This window comes from Pantoea sp. Taur (genome assembly GCF_009830025.1).
Taxonomy (GTDB): Bacteria; Pseudomonadota; Gammaproteobacteria; order Enterobacterales; family Enterobacteriaceae; genus Pantoea; species Pantoea communis.
In genome coordinates, this window is sequence record NZ_SZZZ01000011.1 from 1 (window position 1) to 14,223 (window position 14,223).

Sequence of the window (14,223 nt, forward strand, 5' to 3'; positions counted from 1 at the left end):
CATGACAACGCGGTTGCGGAAAGCTTTTTCCAGCTACTGAAACGCGAACGGATTAAGAAAAAGATCTACGGAACGAGAGACGAAGCCAGAAGCGATATTTTTGATTACATCGAAATGTTTTATAACAGTAAGTGTCGGCATGGTTCGAGCGAGCAGATGCCACCGGCTGAATATGAAAACCTATATTATCAACGGCTCAGAAGTGTCTAGATTACCCGTGGCGATTCAAACAGCCTTACCGCTACCAGAGCAGTTGGCTGATGCCAGCTTACGGGCGATGGCCTGTACGTCGTCCTGTTGGCTTAACCAGGCCTGCTCAATCACCTGAGCAGCCCAGGAAGGAATATGCGGAGATAAGCGGTAGTGAACCCATTTCCCCTGCTTGCGATCCAGCAATAGGCCACTTTCCCGGAGCATTGCCAGGTGGCGGGAGATTTTGGGCTGTGACTGTTCTAGCGCAGTGCAAAGATCGCACACGCACAGCTCTCCCATCTCTCTGAGTAGCAACACGATGCCCAAACGGGTTTCATCGGAGAGGTTTTTGAAGAGTTGTAATGTTATGATTTTCATCAAATTTAACGAATCCTTGAAATTGTGTTGCTTAAAGAATAGATGCGTTGCATATGGTAAATCATATATTTAACATCATATTAGTCCCTTCGTTTAACCAAATCAACTAATAGATCTTCCGCAAAAAATGAGCAAAATTCGGTTGCATAGTTTACGTGATACCTCATCATGAAATAGATTTTTTTTACTTTAAAGAGGGATTTTAAGTTGGAAATATCATCTCTGAAACTCAAAGGTTTTAGAAACTTTAAAGATGCGCACATCAATTTTAACTCAAATACTCTGGTCATCGGTGCCAATGATGTTGGCAAAAGTAATATGTTGCATTCGCTAAGAATGCTATTGGATAAAAGTATATCAGATTCAGAAATTGAACCAAATGAACTTGACTTTCATTTAGAAAATGGAAAATCATGTGAAGAATTTGAAATTATTATTCATTTTAAAGATATCAATGAAGATGCAGTACTTTCAATTTTGAAAGGGAATGTCAGTGACTCAGGTGAATCGTTCATTAAGTACATTGCACAAAAATCCGATCTCAGCTATAAACTTTTTATTGGTGAGTCTTTAGAGTTTTTACAAGAAATCAACTCTCGCTATTATCTTAAATTCGTTAATTTAAAATATATTCAATCACAACGAGATTTAGAGAGGTTTATTCGTAAAGAAAAAAGACAACTATTAAAAATCGCACAGCAATCATTGAACTCTGAAGAAAGAGAAGAAGATGATGATTTGTTAGGAGAGATAAGTATAGATTTACAGTCTATTAATGATAAAATATCTCAACTTATATATGTAGAAAGAGCTACAAAAGATGTCAACGATGAGCTAAAAAAACTTGCGCATCATTACTCAGAGTATTCAGTGCAACTAGATACTGGGGCAATTGGAATAAATGATTTTATTGACAACCTACAACTTGGAGCTAATACAAATGGTTCTAATGTTATGCTTGGAGGAGACGGGCGAAACAATCAAATATTATTAGCTTTATGGAAAGCGAAAAGTATTAAGGAACATGATATCGAGAACGAGGTTATCTTCTATGTTATCGAAGAACCTGAAGCACACCTACATCCTCACCAACAAAGAAAACTGGCTGATTATTTGATATCAGAACTTCCAGGTCAAACGATCATTTCATCCCACTCACCACAAATAGCTGTAAACTTTGAACCAGGCTCAGTAATAAGGTTGCTTGACCGTGCTGGACACACAGTAGCCGCAAGTGAAGGGTGTTCTAAAGATATTTCAGATGGCTGGGAAGGAATGAGCTATCGGATGAGTATATTGCCAGCAGAATCGTTTTTTTCAAATGGAGTTTTCTTAATCGAAGGACCATCAGAAGTTTTATTCTACCATTCTTTAGCCGAAAATTTAAACATTGATCTTGATTATCTAAATATTTCACTGGTTTCAGTGGACGGAATATCATTTAAAATTTACGTAGCTATACTAGATGCTTTAGAGATCCCATGGGTAATGCGAACGGATAACGATATATCTAAACTTAAAGATCAAGACAAGTGGCAATATTCAGGTATAAACCGATGTTTAGATATAGCCGGTTTGAAAAAGTTTGAACATAGCGACATACAAATAGTACCTATAGATACTCTGACCAGCGGTGATTGGCAAACAGTTTCTGAAGAAATAAATAAATGCGGGGTATATTTATCCAAAGTTGATTTAGAAACTGATCTGGTCGGAGAATTAAGCGCACCAATTTTAAACGCTTTAGGTAAGAAAAATGACCAAGGTGCGATAGAGTACTTACAAAAGAAAAAAGCATTAAGAATGCGAGAACTTCTTAAAGATATAAAAACAGACCTTCACAAGCTTAATGCCGGTGAATTAATTAAACCGTTAAACCATCTTGTAAAAATAATTAGAGGTGAATGAAATGAGTACTTTCTCACCAACACCTCAGCAAACATTAGCCATTGACTACACTGGAAGCATGGTAATAACAGCATGTCCGGGAAGCGGTAAGACTACGGTTATAAAAGAAAAAATCAGAAATATTACCGACTGCCTTCCAGAGCATAAAGGGGTCATTGCAATTACATTCACAAAGAAAGCAAGTTCAGAACTGGAACGTAGATGCAAGGCTGAAGGACACAATGTAAAACATAGTTTCTTTGGTACTATTGATAGTTTTTGCTTAAAGGAAATAATTATTCCATTTCTTTCAAGGGTATGGGGAGGAACACCAACAGAGTGCAAAGTCTTAAAGAAATTGGAATCTCCATATAACCATTTCATAGAAAGCAATTTTGCTGGCACACCATCAGTTATTAATATCAATGAGGACCCTGGGTATAAAAAACTATACGATGAGGGAATACTTTGGATGGGGTCATTCTCGGCCTTAGCATTAAAAATAATTAATGAATCATCTGCTGCGAAGCGGTATATCAAAGCAAGATATAGCCATATATTCATAGATGAGTATCAAGATTCGTCTTTATCTCAGCATGAGCTATTTCTAAAAATAAACGAACTTGGCTTATGCTCCATTGCTGTTGGTGATGTTTGGCAATCAATCTATGAATTTAGAGGAGGGAATTCGGAGCTTCTTTTAGAATTGGTAAATAATACAGAATGCTTTAAGCATTTTGAGATAAATTTCAACCATAGATGCCACCCATCAATAAGCAATTATGCTTCAAGATTGCTTGAACCATCCTATGTTTTACTACCTGCGGATGAGATAAGAGTATTTAGGAGACGACTTAATGGAAATCTTAAAGATGCTGCTGTTACGATTTCCTCCTGGATTTCAGGATGGCTGAGTAGTGGCGAATGGAAGTTAGAAAAAGCAAATCAAATAGCCATTTTAGCAAGAAAAGAAAAATCATTAACATTATTCTGCTCTGGATTAAACTTAAACTTCAGGCTTTATGTTGACACACCTCTAGATAAAATTGGTACTGATTGCTCAGATCTATACAAAGATCTGTTAGCATACAAGTACGGCTCTATAAGTACAGCACAAGAGTTTATTAACAAAGTTTTTGATGGGGTTATAGTAGATGATAACACTCTGCTCTTACTAAGGAAAAAAATAAAAACAATTAGAAATGAATTAAAAAATGAAGATTTAATACATAAGTTTCATGATATTGCATATATTTTAGGGATAAATTCAACAGAACATACTGATGGGGCTGTAATAAGAACAATCTCAGACGATATTTTAGTCAAACAATTCAAACCATTAGATGATAATGAAATACAAGTAATGACCCTTCATAAATCTAAAGGACTGGAATTCAAATTAGTATTTCACCTAGATTTAGATGAATGGTCTTTCCCATTTAGAGAATATAACAGCGAAGACAGATACACACCTCTATACCCAACGCTTCAACAAGAACTTAACCTCCACTACGTTGGTATAACCAGAGCTGAGAATTGTTGCATCCTTATTAACTCATCTCTCAGAGAAAATGCATCTGGGGACTTTAAAAACACAGATGAATCATATTTCTTCAAATTACCGCAGTTAAATAATCTGTATAGTTGAACTTTGTAATCATTTACATAGGAGGGATAATTAAAAAAACCTCCTTTAATTTCAACACTCAACACACTAAGTGTAAAAATATGAACACCAACATGCCGATTATTAATTTTAGCAATTGGTTTTATAAGGAGCAACATTCCAGAAGAACGGCTGCTAACTCAGCAGCCTGCAGAATTAAAGCTTAAAAAATTTATTGTCTTGAGATAATTCAAGAATAATATGACGATTATATTTCTGGTAATCTTCTTTTATTAATTTATCAGACAGCATAGATACAATATGTTGCCCTGACAATTTAATCGACTCATCAAAAATTTTGCGAACGTGTTGAATATCGATTTCATCAATAGAATCGTGTAGTACAAAGTTAGGTCTCAAAGCTTTTTTATCACAAACGGTCTTGATATATGCCAGATCGAAAGTAACAACCTCAAGTCTCTTTAACCCACCTTCGTTATTTGACTCCACATCATCTACATGTGGGGTACATTCGCCCTTTTCTTGATCTAAATTGAGACTGAATTTGTACTCAACACCATAAAAACCACGAGTATATTCTTTGAAATTATCTATGAATTTACCTTCGAAAGAGGTTACGCTAGTAAGTTCAGCTTCCAGCTGCCCTGATAATTCAGTTAAGCTTTGCCTTTCTATAGCCAACTTTGAATCAATATCATCTTTTTTGTCAATTATGGCAGTCAGCTTGGCTAATTCTTTATCTAGTTTACCGATTTCTTTCATTGCATCAGAAATCTCTTCTATTTTCTTTTTAGATTTAAGCTCGTCGAAAAGACTCTGCTTCTGATTTTTTAACTGACCGAACTTAACCGTTGCTTTTTCATGCTCAGCTTGAAGCTTATCCAACCCATGAGAAACAAATTCACGCTTAGTACTTAGAAGATGTGCGTGGAACGCAAGTGCTTGCTGGTAATCCTGAAGGGTAGATTCTATCTTAACTGATGCGTATTCATAAATTGCCTGTAATTCATCTAACAAATGAACTTGTTCATTACTCTTAAGTATTTCATTAGTTTCTAAGATGTTTTTTATATTTAAATCTAACGACAATATTTCATCAGACAAGGCATTCTGCTCATCATCTACCCTATTAATTTTAGAGACTATTTCTAGCTTATCGATTCCTTTTTCAGACGATAAAAGAGACCTCTCCAACTTAGAAATTTCTCGTCTCATATGGGCTATCGAACTAACAATCTTATCTTGAGAAATAACACTATTAAACGCTTTTAGGTTTCTTTCATAACCTTTTATAGCAGTCTTTAGTTTATGTATTTTGGTAAGTATTTCAGTGTCATTAAAGTTAAACAAATATAGAAAAACAGTACTAACATCTGACTTGGAAACGTTCCTGCCATTGTCAAAGTTAACTGTTTTTGTCATACGGTGTTGCGTTGTTCTAAAGAATTTTGGAGCGAGTTTTCTAAGCGTTGGTTTAGCAGAGCTAACATTAAAAACACTACCCATGATATGATGGATATATTCTTTACTTGTTACTTCTCTCCCATTTAAAATATAACTTTGCAAGTCTACATTAGTAGAGAGCCTACGCTTAATAATACTATGCTGGTTGTCTAAACCTAAATATTCTAATGATACGTGTACTTCATTTTTAGTGAAAAGTTGTTCAATTTCTTTTTTAGGTGTTTGAAACTCTTCATCAATATAGATAGGCTTAATTGAGCCATCAAACAAATAGTCCAGAACCCTTCCCAACGTAGATTTACCAACACTATTACCAGGGTCATCAGACTCCTTTTTACTTGTTATTATATTTAAATTCTCGAGAAACGGTATCGAGCGTATTTCTTTTCCATCTATCTCCAATAAAAACCTAAGCAACTTCATTAATAAAAACCTCGTTCCGATCGTAGCTAATAGCTGAAATTATATACAGCCAGTCCAGCGCTAAAATTATATGGTCTACAGAAACAGAAAGCTCTTTTTCCCCAGTTTTCATTAGTTGAGTGATCTTTATACGCCCCCTTTTGCACTCTTGTAGCTGCTTCAGAATGAATCCACCGATGTAGAGCACGTTCATCTCTGGATGAGATCCTTTAGTTGGTAGCATTATTTGGATTCTCCAAGACACAGCACTCTACAAAGGCATGCGCAACGACAACATTTAAGCCAATTTCCACTTGCTCTTTGTATTGAGTGACATTTGCTGAGCTATAAACGAATTTCCTCAGTTGTTTAATTACATCACTGATTATGTCGTCAGCATGCTGTCGTACTTTTGTTATGTCTGGTTCAAAAGAATCGATCTCATACTTATCTAATGAATTACAGTACATTCCATTTAATAACTCCATAGCTGATTGTTTACCATTTATTATATTTTGTTCTGCAAGAGTGTAGGCTCTTTCAATATGAGAGGAGTAAGATTTGTATTGCAAGACTATACGGCGCTTGCTATTAAGCATATTGTGTTCTATTTTTTTAGCAACATTAGCAGGGAAAGAACGATCACTGCGGTCGATATTAACTTTAGCTGATGCAATATCTCCAATTATAACATTTATAATAGAGTCAACATTATTTTCTGGAGCTTCCACATTGTAGAAGTCACCTTCAATGTTATGAATGTCAAATCTTGTTTCATACATAGGTAAGCCCAGAAAAATTATTTATTGTAAATAAAGTCGCCTTTAATCACACCTTGGTTAAAGTTATTTTTTCCGTGTTGATGCACTTCTTGATAATTATCATGAATATCATTTTTTTCGGTATTTATTATTTTCTGTTGCAGAATTGTATTCTGAACATTTAATTCATTGTTAGAGATTTCTAGAGTCTCAACTTTCTGTTTAAGAGTATTATTTTGAAATTTTAGGTCACTATGTGTAATGTGTAGGTCCCTGAATTTCTGTTCAATCTTGGTCACGTTGCTTTTTTGTACAAAGGCATATATGCAACTGGCAACGGTACAGATCCAAGCGATAGCTACGAAAGGTTCGCTGCCAAAGAGTTTCCAAAATTCTTGCATTTCTTATCTCGACGTCTATACATGTGAACATACATTGTACAATTCACACACATAGTGTGCCACTAAAAGGTGCATAACTTACTCATAACTATAAAAGAGTTCGTCTGAAGTGCTCAGCGGAAAAGTGTTCCATTTTGCCCTCGTACAGAGTAAGACATTGAAGATGTTTTCTCTTTCTGCCCACGCTGCATCTGGCCTCTGATATGTCGCCCTTATACAACCAGCCATAGTCAGTAAACTCTTAGTTTAGCGGTAACCTGTCCCACATTAATTAATACAATGTGGTATGGGTAACCTTCGCTTCTAGTACTAAGCAGTACCGTAATACGCAGATCTAACCTTTCTGAAGCAAGAGTAAATGCAACTCAGTAAAAAAATGAAATTTTCTGCTATTAACCCCCTCCGTTTGGAGGAGTTCAGCTTGTGTTTTCATTCTATCTAACGAATAAGTAGCTAAGTTTGTAGGTGAAATTATGATGCTATGATTAGATTAAATTTACCAATATTATCAATGCAATCCGCATACCACTGCATCATCTCTCTCCTCCCGTCAAGATACTGAGCATGGTTATACGTTCCACGAATCGCGTTCTTATCAACGTGGGCAAGCTGTGTTTCAATCCAAGCAAAGTCGAAACCTTCCTCATGCAAAACGGTGCTCATCGTGTGCCTGAATCAATGTCCTGTAAGCCTTCCCTTATATCCCAGCAACTCGATAACCTGATTAACACTTTCTTTAGATATAGGTTTTGAGCGGTCATTGCGACCGACAAAAACCAGTGGGTACATGCCGGTAACCGGCCTTAATGATTCAAATAGCCCTATAACCTGTTTGGATAGGGGGACAATGTGAGGGCGCTTCATCTTCATCACCTCAGCAGGGATCTCCCAAAGGCACTTATCGAAGTCGATGTCCTCCCAGCGGGCACAACGCAGTTCCTGAGTCCGCACGCCTGTAAGCATGATAATTTGAGTGGCAGTCTTGGTAATCACGTTACCTGTGTATCCAGCTAAGTCCTTTATAAAGAAGGGCAGCTCTTCAGCGCTTAAGAATGGGAAATGCGTTTTTTTAGGCGTAGCCAAAGCAGCGGCTAAATCTGGCGCAGGGTTGTAGGTAGCGCGTCCAGTGACGATGGCATAACGAAACATTTCGCCACAGCGCTGACGGACTTTACGCATTTTCTCCAGAGCACCACGCTTTTCCATCTTGCGCAGCACATCCAGCAGAATCATTGGCGTTACGTCGGTGATAGGCCGCTTGCCTATGTAAGGGAAAATATCTTTTTCAAAGGTGCTGATGATTTCATCGCGATAGCGTAACGACCAGCGATCTGCTTTGTTTTGATGCCACTCACGCGCCAGAACTTCAAAGGTGTTTTCAAAACTTAATTTCTGGGCTGCCTTCTCAGCCTTTTTCATTTCCCCAGGGTCATTACCTAAAGCAAGTAGCTTCTTAGCAGCCTCCCTTTGTTCCCTGGCACCAGCAAGAGACACCTCTGGATAGACACCAAAGGCTAAGCGCTTTTCTTTACCTCCGTAACGGTACTTGAAGCGCCAATATCGTGAACCACTGGTTGTGACTTCAAGATAGAGGCTGCCGCCATCAGCCAGTTTATAGGTTTTTTCTTTGGGTTTAGCGGCATCTACTTGCCGTGCAGTAAGCTTCATTGGGGGCATAAATGGGGACATCATTAATGCCCCCATTTATGCCCCCAGTTAACCCTTGATTTGGGTTGACCTAGGTTGACATCAGGAGAGCATAACTTGCCTGTATGGTAGGTATTATAAGGGATTTATTGACTTAAAGAGAGTTCAGAAGAGCTTGATTGGCGGAAGATCACAGGAGTCGAACCTGCCCGGGACCGCTGGCGGCCCCAACCGGATTTGAAATCCGGCCGCCTCACCGGAGACGACGATCTTCCTTTGAAGATGCCGCGCAATTATAGCGACAACCCAGCGCAAAATCTTGATCTTAGCCGTGCGCTACAGCACGTTCTCACGCTCTGATATGAAGCGTCGCCGCGCAGAGGTGATTAAATTCTCCACCTAAGGCTACAGTTATGATTTCTCACTGCATCAGGAGCTGAACATGGTTATCGGGATCGATTTAGGCACCTCTGGCGTCAAAGTGGTGTTGCTGGATGCGCAGGGGCAGGTGATTGCCGTGGAGACCGCGCCATTGCAGGTGTCGCGTCCGCAGCCGTTGTGGAGCGAGCAGGATCCCGAAAGCTGGTGGAGTGCTACAGACAAGGCGATGCAGGCGCTGGCGCAGCAGCACGATCTCAGCGGCGTGAAGGCCATTGGTCTGAGCGGTCAGATGCACGGCGCCACGCTATTGGACGCTGAGCACCAGATACTGCGTCCGGCGATTCTGTGGAACGACGGGCGCAGCAGTGAGCAGTGTCGGGAACTGGAGCAGCGCGTGCCCGATTCGCGCCAGATTACCGGCAACCTGATGATGCCCGGTTTCACTGCACCCAAATTGTTATGGGTGCAGCAGCACGAACCCGGTGTGTTTAAACGAGTGGCGAAAGTTCTGCTGCCCAAAGATTACCTGCGCTGGCGGATGAGCGGTGACTTCGCCAGCGACATGTCCGATGCAGCCGGCACGATGTGGCTGGATGTGGCACAGCGTGACTGGAGTGATGCCCTGCTCAGCGCCTGCGATCTCAACCGCAGCCAGATGCCTGCGCTTTATGAAGGCGATCAGATCACTGGAACCTTATCGCCTGACGTTGCCGCACGCTGGAAGATGAACGCGGTGCCGATCGTGGCGGGCGGCGGAGATAACGCGGCGGGCGCGGTGGGTGTCGGCATGGTGGCGCCGGGTCAGGGAATGTTGTCGCTTGGCACATCAGGCGTTTACTTCCTGGTCAGCGACGGCTATCTCAGCAATCCGCAGCAAGCGGTGCACAGTTTTTGCCATGCGCTGCCCAATCGCTGGCATTTGATGTCGGTGATGCTGAGTGCCGCATCCTGCCTTGACTGGGCAGCCACCTTAACTGGCTGTAAAGACGTGCCTGAGCTGCTGGCGGAAGCGGAAAAAGCCAGCGGTGAAGCCGCACCGATTTTATTTTTGCCATATCTGTCCGGTGAGCGCACCCCGCACAACAATCCACAGGCACAAGGCGTATTTTTTGGTTTGACCCATCAGCATGGCCGTCCTGAACTGGCGCGCGCGGTGCTGGAAGGCGTGGGCTTTGCGCTGGCCGAGGGGATGGACGCGGTGCATGAATGCGGCGTGCAGCCGCAAACCGTGATGCTGATCGGCGGTGGCGCGCGCAGTGCGTACTGGCGGCAAATGCTGGCGGATATCAGCGGATTAACGCTGGATTATTGCCACGGCGGTGAGGTAGGGCCAGCTCTTGGTGCTGCACGTCTGGCGCAATGGGCGAGTGATCCGCAGAGCGAGTGGCCCGCGCCAGAGTTGGTGCAGCGGCATCAGCCCGATGCGGCTCATCATCAAGCTTATCAGCCGCAGCGTGAGAAGTTTGCGCAGTTGTATCAGCATCTCAAACCGCTGATGTCCTGATTCGGTTAAGTGATGGCCGGATTGGGTCGTGGTTTTTATATTTATTTCGCTATGATGGGCAAATCAGGTTAGTTTCTTATGGCCTGAATTGTCCTTAGCACGCTCCCGTCACATAAGGGAAAGACATCCAGAGAGGCTGAGGCAGCAGCAATGTTACGTTAACCCTCGAACAGTTCTCTGCCACGCAGAGGCTGAGGGAAAAACACATCACCTACCCTGGAGCCTTTAATGCCGCAGCCCGTCTATTTTCTGGTTCTTCCTGGCGTGATGGCGCTCGATCTCACTGGTCCGGCGGAAACGCTGCAGCTAGCCGATGGCTTCTTTGCTCTGCACTACATCGGCCCGCAAGCCAGCGTGCGCTGCTCCACCGGCATGACGATCGCGGATATTGCGCCACTTCCTGAGCAGCTACCCGATAACAGCCTGCTGGTGGTGCCCGGCGTGTATGACTCCAAAGTCTGGTTCGATACGGCACCTGCTGCCGCCGCGCGCGACTGGCTCCGCTCACAGCAGTCCGCCATCCATTCTAAACGCATCACATTAGTCTGCATCTGTTCCGGTGCACTGCTCTCGGCGCAGGCCGGATTGCTAAATGGTGTGCAATGCACCACTCACCACGATGTGTTACCGCGCCTGAAAGCCGCCGCACCGGAAGCGTTAGTGAAGGATAACCGCGTGTTTGTGGAAGATCATGGCATATGGACCAGCGCGGGTATCACGGCGGGCATCGATCTGGCGCTGCATCTGATCAACCGGCTTTGCGGCGCACCGCAGGCGCTGAAGGTGGCGCGGGAAATGGTGGTGTGGTTCCGGCGTTCGGGTGACGATCCCCAGCTCTCGCCGTGGCTGCGCTATCGCAATCACCTGCATCCGGCGATTCACCGGGCGCAGGACGTGATGATCGCCCACCCCGAACACGACTGGTCACTGACCGCGCTGGCCGAGCGCGCGCATGTCAGCGAGCGTCATCTCACGCGCCTGTTCCGCCAGCATCTCGGCATCAGCGTGCGCGAATACCATGAACAGCTGCGTTTGGTAATTGCGCGTCAGCGCCAGCAACAGGGCGAAGCGGCAGAGAAAGCCGCGCTGGCGGCTGGATTCTCCTCGGCACGCCAGTTGCGTCGCGCGCATCAGCGCTGGGACGATCAGCTCACCAGATGATGTTTATCCACGCGTTTGAGCAGCATCGCTAGCAGCAAACTGCCGATCAGCGTGATGCCAAATACCCACGGCAGATCCAGCCACGGACGTGACATATCGTCGTAATGGTTGGTGCGCAGATAGTGGATAAACAGCGCGTGAAAGCCATATATCGGCAGTGAATAGCGCGAAATCGTCGCCAGCATCGGCAGTGTGCGGCTGTTCAGCACATTCTTGAACAGCACCAGCAAGCTGATGGCGGCGATAAACACCAGCGGACCGCAGTAAAGATACCAGGTGTCGTTGAATGCGCCGTTGATTTTTAGCATCTGTTTGGTGCCGAGCGTAATGCCAATCCAGCAGGCGATAAAGCCCAATCCCGCCAGCCAGCTGATGCCGCGCTTATCGGTGTCCATGCAACCAATCGCGCGCCCCAGCAGCGCGTACAGCAGGTAGTAAATGCTGTCGCCGCTGACGTAAAGATTCACCGGCAACCAATGAAACGGCCCCAGCGACTGGCTCACGGTGTTGGGATTGGCCAGCACCGCCAGCACCAAGACCAGCAATGCGACGTAGCGCGGCTGCACGCTTTTCACCTGAATCAATGGCGACAGCAGGTAGATGCCGATAATGGCGAAGAAAAACCACAGGTGATAGAACACCGGTTTTTGCAGCAGCTTCAGCAGCGAACGGCCTTCGCTGATCGGCGTCAGCCAGGTGATGTAGGCCAGCGCCACCGCGCTGTAGAACAGTAAACACAGCACGATGCGCAGCAGATGGCGCCCTTGCGCGCTGCGTTCGCCAAAGAACAGATAGCCCGAAATCATAAAGAACAACGGCACACAGACGCGCGATGCGGAGTTGAGCAGGTTCGCCACATCCCAGCTAATACCTGTGACGGCCATCGGGCCGGTGATATACCAGGTGGTGGTGTGAATGACGATCACCATCAGGCAGGCAACCGCACGTAAGTTGTCGATCCAGTGTATTTTTTGCGACATGGCTTCCTCGTCGGCAATACGTCCGTGCGAAGAAGGGTAGTCACAGCGTGATGCGTCAACAACCTTTGGGACTGAAATTCGGATCACTCTGTTACGGGTGACACTGCCTGGTCGCAGCGTGAGGACAGCCCGGCAATAGCCGTGGTGCTTTGGCCTGCACGCCAGCATGCTCATTCAAATGAAAAATGCGGCCACGTTTAACCGTGGCCGCTTTGGCGAATAAAACGGATGAACCTTAGGCGATAAATCGCGTCGCGACCAGGAGTGTGCTGAACAATGGATTAATCACGCATCCGGTGTTTGCCTGGCGGTGGCTTAATCGCGGACGAGGAACTTCTCGATTACCGCTTCGTTCGGCTCTACGCCCAGACCTGGCTCACTCGGTAACCAGGCGTATCCGTCGGCGATGCGCACCGGGTTTTTCGCCAGCGAGCGGCTGATTTCACCCGGCTCCACGCAATATTCCATCACCAGCGCGTTCTCAATCGCACACAGGAAATGCAGCGAGGCGGCGGTGTTGATGTCGGTGGTGAAGTTGTGGTTACACACTTTTCGACCACGGCTGTGCGCGTAGCTGGCGATCTCCATCGCCTGGGTAAAGCCGGTGCGTGTCAGATCGATCTGCACGATGTCGATACCGCCTTCATCAATCAGGCGCTGGAAGCCAACCACCGAACACTCTTGCTCACCTGCGGCGATGTGCTGCTGGCAGACGGCAGACACCTGGCCGTAACCGGCGTAGTTATCCGGGTGCAGCGGCTCTTCGATCCAGAACAGGTTGAGATGTTCATAACGCTGGCTGCGGCGCACGGTGGTCTTCGCATCCCAGACGTGGCCGACATCCAGCATCAGATCCACGCTGTCGCCCATCGCGGTGCGCAGCGCTTCCAGATAGCGCAGATCCAGCGCTTCATCGGTGCCAAACGGCTCCCAGCCAAACTTCACGCCAGTGTGGCCAGTATCGATGGCGTGCTGCGCGCGCGCCACCGTCTCTTCGACGCTGTACTGGAACATGTTGGAGGAGTAAACGCGCATCTTGTCGCGCATCGCACCGCCCAGCAGTTCAACAATCGGTTTGCCCAGCGCTTTGCCTTTGATGTCCCACAGGGCGATATCAATGCCCGCCATCGCCTGCAGCACGGCACCGCTGCGTCCGTAATAGATGGTGGCTTTGTGCATCTTCTTCCACAAACGGCCGGTCTCCAGCGGGTTCTCGCCGATCAGCAGCGATTTCAGTCCGGTGACCATGGTGTGCGAATAGGGTGCTTCGATAATGGCTTTGGTGACATACGGGCTGCCATCCACTTCACCCCAACCGGTGATGCCCGCATCGGTGGTGATTTTGATAAGCAGTGCATCCTGCGAGCTATCGGTGCGCTGCTCAATAACCGGCAGACGCAGATAAAACGCTTCAACGTTGGTGATCTTCATCGTGGTT

At 45.1% G+C, this 14,223-nt stretch carries 12 protein-coding genes, 1 tRNA gene and 1 pseudogene; 5 read left to right on the top strand and 9 right to left on the bottom strand.

The genetic code is table 11. The features are described 5' to 3' along the window. Positions 1–210: IS3 family transposase (locus FD744_RS15405; RefSeq protein WP_160868642.1), on the top strand; the 210-nt coding region annotated here is incomplete at its 5' end. Positions 211–225: 15 nt separating this feature from the next. Here the strand turns inward: FD744_RS15405 and arsR are convergent. Next, positions 226–570, bottom strand: a complete 345-nt coding sequence (gene arsR, locus FD744_RS15410) for an As(III)-sensing metalloregulatory transcriptional repressor ArsR (RefSeq protein WP_160868643.1) — start codon at positions 568–570, stop codon at positions 226–228. 207 nt (positions 571–777) lie between these two features. Between arsR and FD744_RS15415 the strand changes: the two genes are divergently transcribed. Together FD744_RS15415 and FD744_RS15420 are read left to right on the top strand one after the other, a co-directional pair. Then, positions 778–2,478 carry an ATP-dependent endonuclease gene (locus FD744_RS15415; RefSeq protein ID WP_160868644.1) on the top strand — a complete coding sequence of 567 codons (1,701 nt, stop codon included), beginning with the start codon at positions 778–780 and terminating at the stop codon, positions 2,476–2,478. Position 2,479: 1 nt separating this feature from the next. Next, entirely contained in the window at positions 2,480–4,105 is a 1,626-nt protein-coding gene (locus tag FD744_RS15420; RefSeq protein ID WP_160868645.1) for a UvrD-helicase domain-containing protein, read from the top strand. Between the two features lie 174 nt (positions 4,106–4,279). Here the strand turns inward: FD744_RS15420 and FD744_RS15425 are convergent, their stop codons facing one another. The 6 genes and pseudogenes from FD744_RS15425 to FD744_RS15445 form a co-directional block, all read right to left on the bottom strand. Next, on the bottom strand, positions 4,280–5,971 hold the full coding sequence (locus FD744_RS15425) for a DUF2326 domain-containing protein (protein WP_160868646.1): 1,692 nt from the start codon (positions 5,969–5,971) through the stop codon (positions 4,280–4,282). Continuing rightward, a complete protein-coding gene (locus FD744_RS25980) occupies positions 5,958–6,194 on the bottom strand; it encodes an ABC-three component system middle component 6 (RefSeq protein WP_015461032.1) in 237 nt (78 codons plus the stop codon). The genes FD744_RS15425 and FD744_RS25980 overlap by 14 nt, the downstream gene beginning before the upstream one ends. Beyond that, complete coding sequence (locus tag FD744_RS15430; protein WP_096164791.1) at positions 6,181–6,732, bottom strand: ABC-three component system protein; 552 nt, start codon at positions 6,730–6,732, stop codon at positions 6,181–6,183. The genes FD744_RS25980 and FD744_RS15430 overlap by 14 nt, the downstream gene beginning before the upstream one ends. Before the next feature lie 17 nt (positions 6,733–6,749). Next, positions 6,750–7,112 (bottom strand): hypothetical protein, encoded by a 363-nt coding sequence (locus FD744_RS15435; RefSeq protein WP_039556197.1) that lies wholly within the window; start codon positions 7,110–7,112, stop codon positions 6,750–6,752. Between the two features lie 471 nt (positions 7,113–7,583). Beyond that, a pseudogene (locus FD744_RS15440) lies at positions 7,584–8,780 on the bottom strand (tyrosine-type recombinase/integrase). Positions 8,781–8,939: 159 nt separating this feature from the next. After that, a tRNA-Sec gene (locus FD744_RS15445) sits at positions 8,940–9,034 on the bottom strand. Positions 9,035–9,201: 167 nt separating this feature from the next. Here FD744_RS15445 and xylB point away from each other — a divergent pair. Next, positions 9,202–10,644, top strand: a complete 1,443-nt coding sequence (gene xylB / locus FD744_RS15450) for a xylulokinase (protein WP_160868647.1) — start codon at positions 9,202–9,204, stop codon at positions 10,642–10,644. 228 nt (positions 10,645–10,872) lie between these two features. Next, positions 10,873–11,805, top strand: a complete 933-nt coding sequence (locus FD744_RS15455) for a GlxA family transcriptional regulator (RefSeq protein WP_160868648.1) — start codon at positions 10,873–10,875, stop codon at positions 11,803–11,805. On the opposite strand, the gene FD744_RS15460 is transcribed toward FD744_RS15455, so the two are convergent. Then, positions 11,790–12,785 carry an acyltransferase gene (locus FD744_RS15460; RefSeq protein ID WP_160868649.1) on the bottom strand — a complete coding sequence of 332 codons (996 nt, stop codon included), beginning with the start codon at positions 12,783–12,785 and terminating at the stop codon, positions 11,790–11,792. The genes FD744_RS15455 and FD744_RS15460 overlap by 16 nt on opposite strands. A 315-nt stretch (positions 12,786–13,100) precedes the next feature. After that, positions 13,101–14,216, bottom strand: a complete 1,116-nt coding sequence (locus FD744_RS15465; protein ID WP_160868650.1) for a mandelate racemase/muconate lactonizing enzyme family protein — start codon at positions 14,214–14,216, stop codon at positions 13,101–13,103. Positions 14,217–14,223 lie beyond the last annotated feature (7 nt).

Bases quoted from the DNA above. Each gene is read 5' to 3' on its own strand.
- FD744_RS15425 (WP_160868646.1), bottom strand. From the start codon at position 5,971: ATGAAGTTGCTTAGGTTTTTATTGGAGATAGATGGAAAAGAAATACGC.
- FD744_RS15435 (WP_039556197.1), bottom strand. From the start codon at position 7,112: ATGCAAGAATTTTGGAAACTCTTTGGCAGCGAACCTTTCGTAGCTATC.
- FD744_RS15460 (WP_160868649.1), bottom strand. From the start codon at position 12,785: ATGTCGCAAAAAATACACTGGATCGACAACTTACGTGCGGTTGCCTGC.
- FD744_RS15455 (WP_160868648.1), top strand. From the start codon at position 10,873: ATGCCGCAGCCCGTCTATTTTCTGGTTCTTCCTGGCGTGATGGCGCTC.
- xylB (WP_160868647.1), top strand. From the start codon at position 9,202: ATGGTTATCGGGATCGATTTAGGCACCTCTGGCGTCAAAGTGGTGTTG.
- FD744_RS15430 (WP_096164791.1), bottom strand. From the start codon at position 6,732: ATGTATGAAACAAGATTTGACATTCATAACATTGAAGGTGACTTCTAC.
- FD744_RS15465 (WP_160868650.1), bottom strand. From the start codon at position 14,216: ATGAAGATCACCAACGTTGAAGCGTTTTATCTGCGTCTGCCGGTTATT.
- FD744_RS25980 (WP_015461032.1), bottom strand. From the start codon at position 6,194: ATGCTACCAACTAAAGGATCTCATCCAGAGATGAACGTGCTCTACATC.
- arsR (WP_160868643.1), bottom strand. From the start codon at position 570: ATGAAAATCATAACATTACAACTCTTCAAAAACCTCTCCGATGAAACC.
- FD744_RS15420 (WP_160868645.1), top strand. From the start codon at position 2,480: ATGAGTACTTTCTCACCAACACCTCAGCAAACATTAGCCATTGACTAC.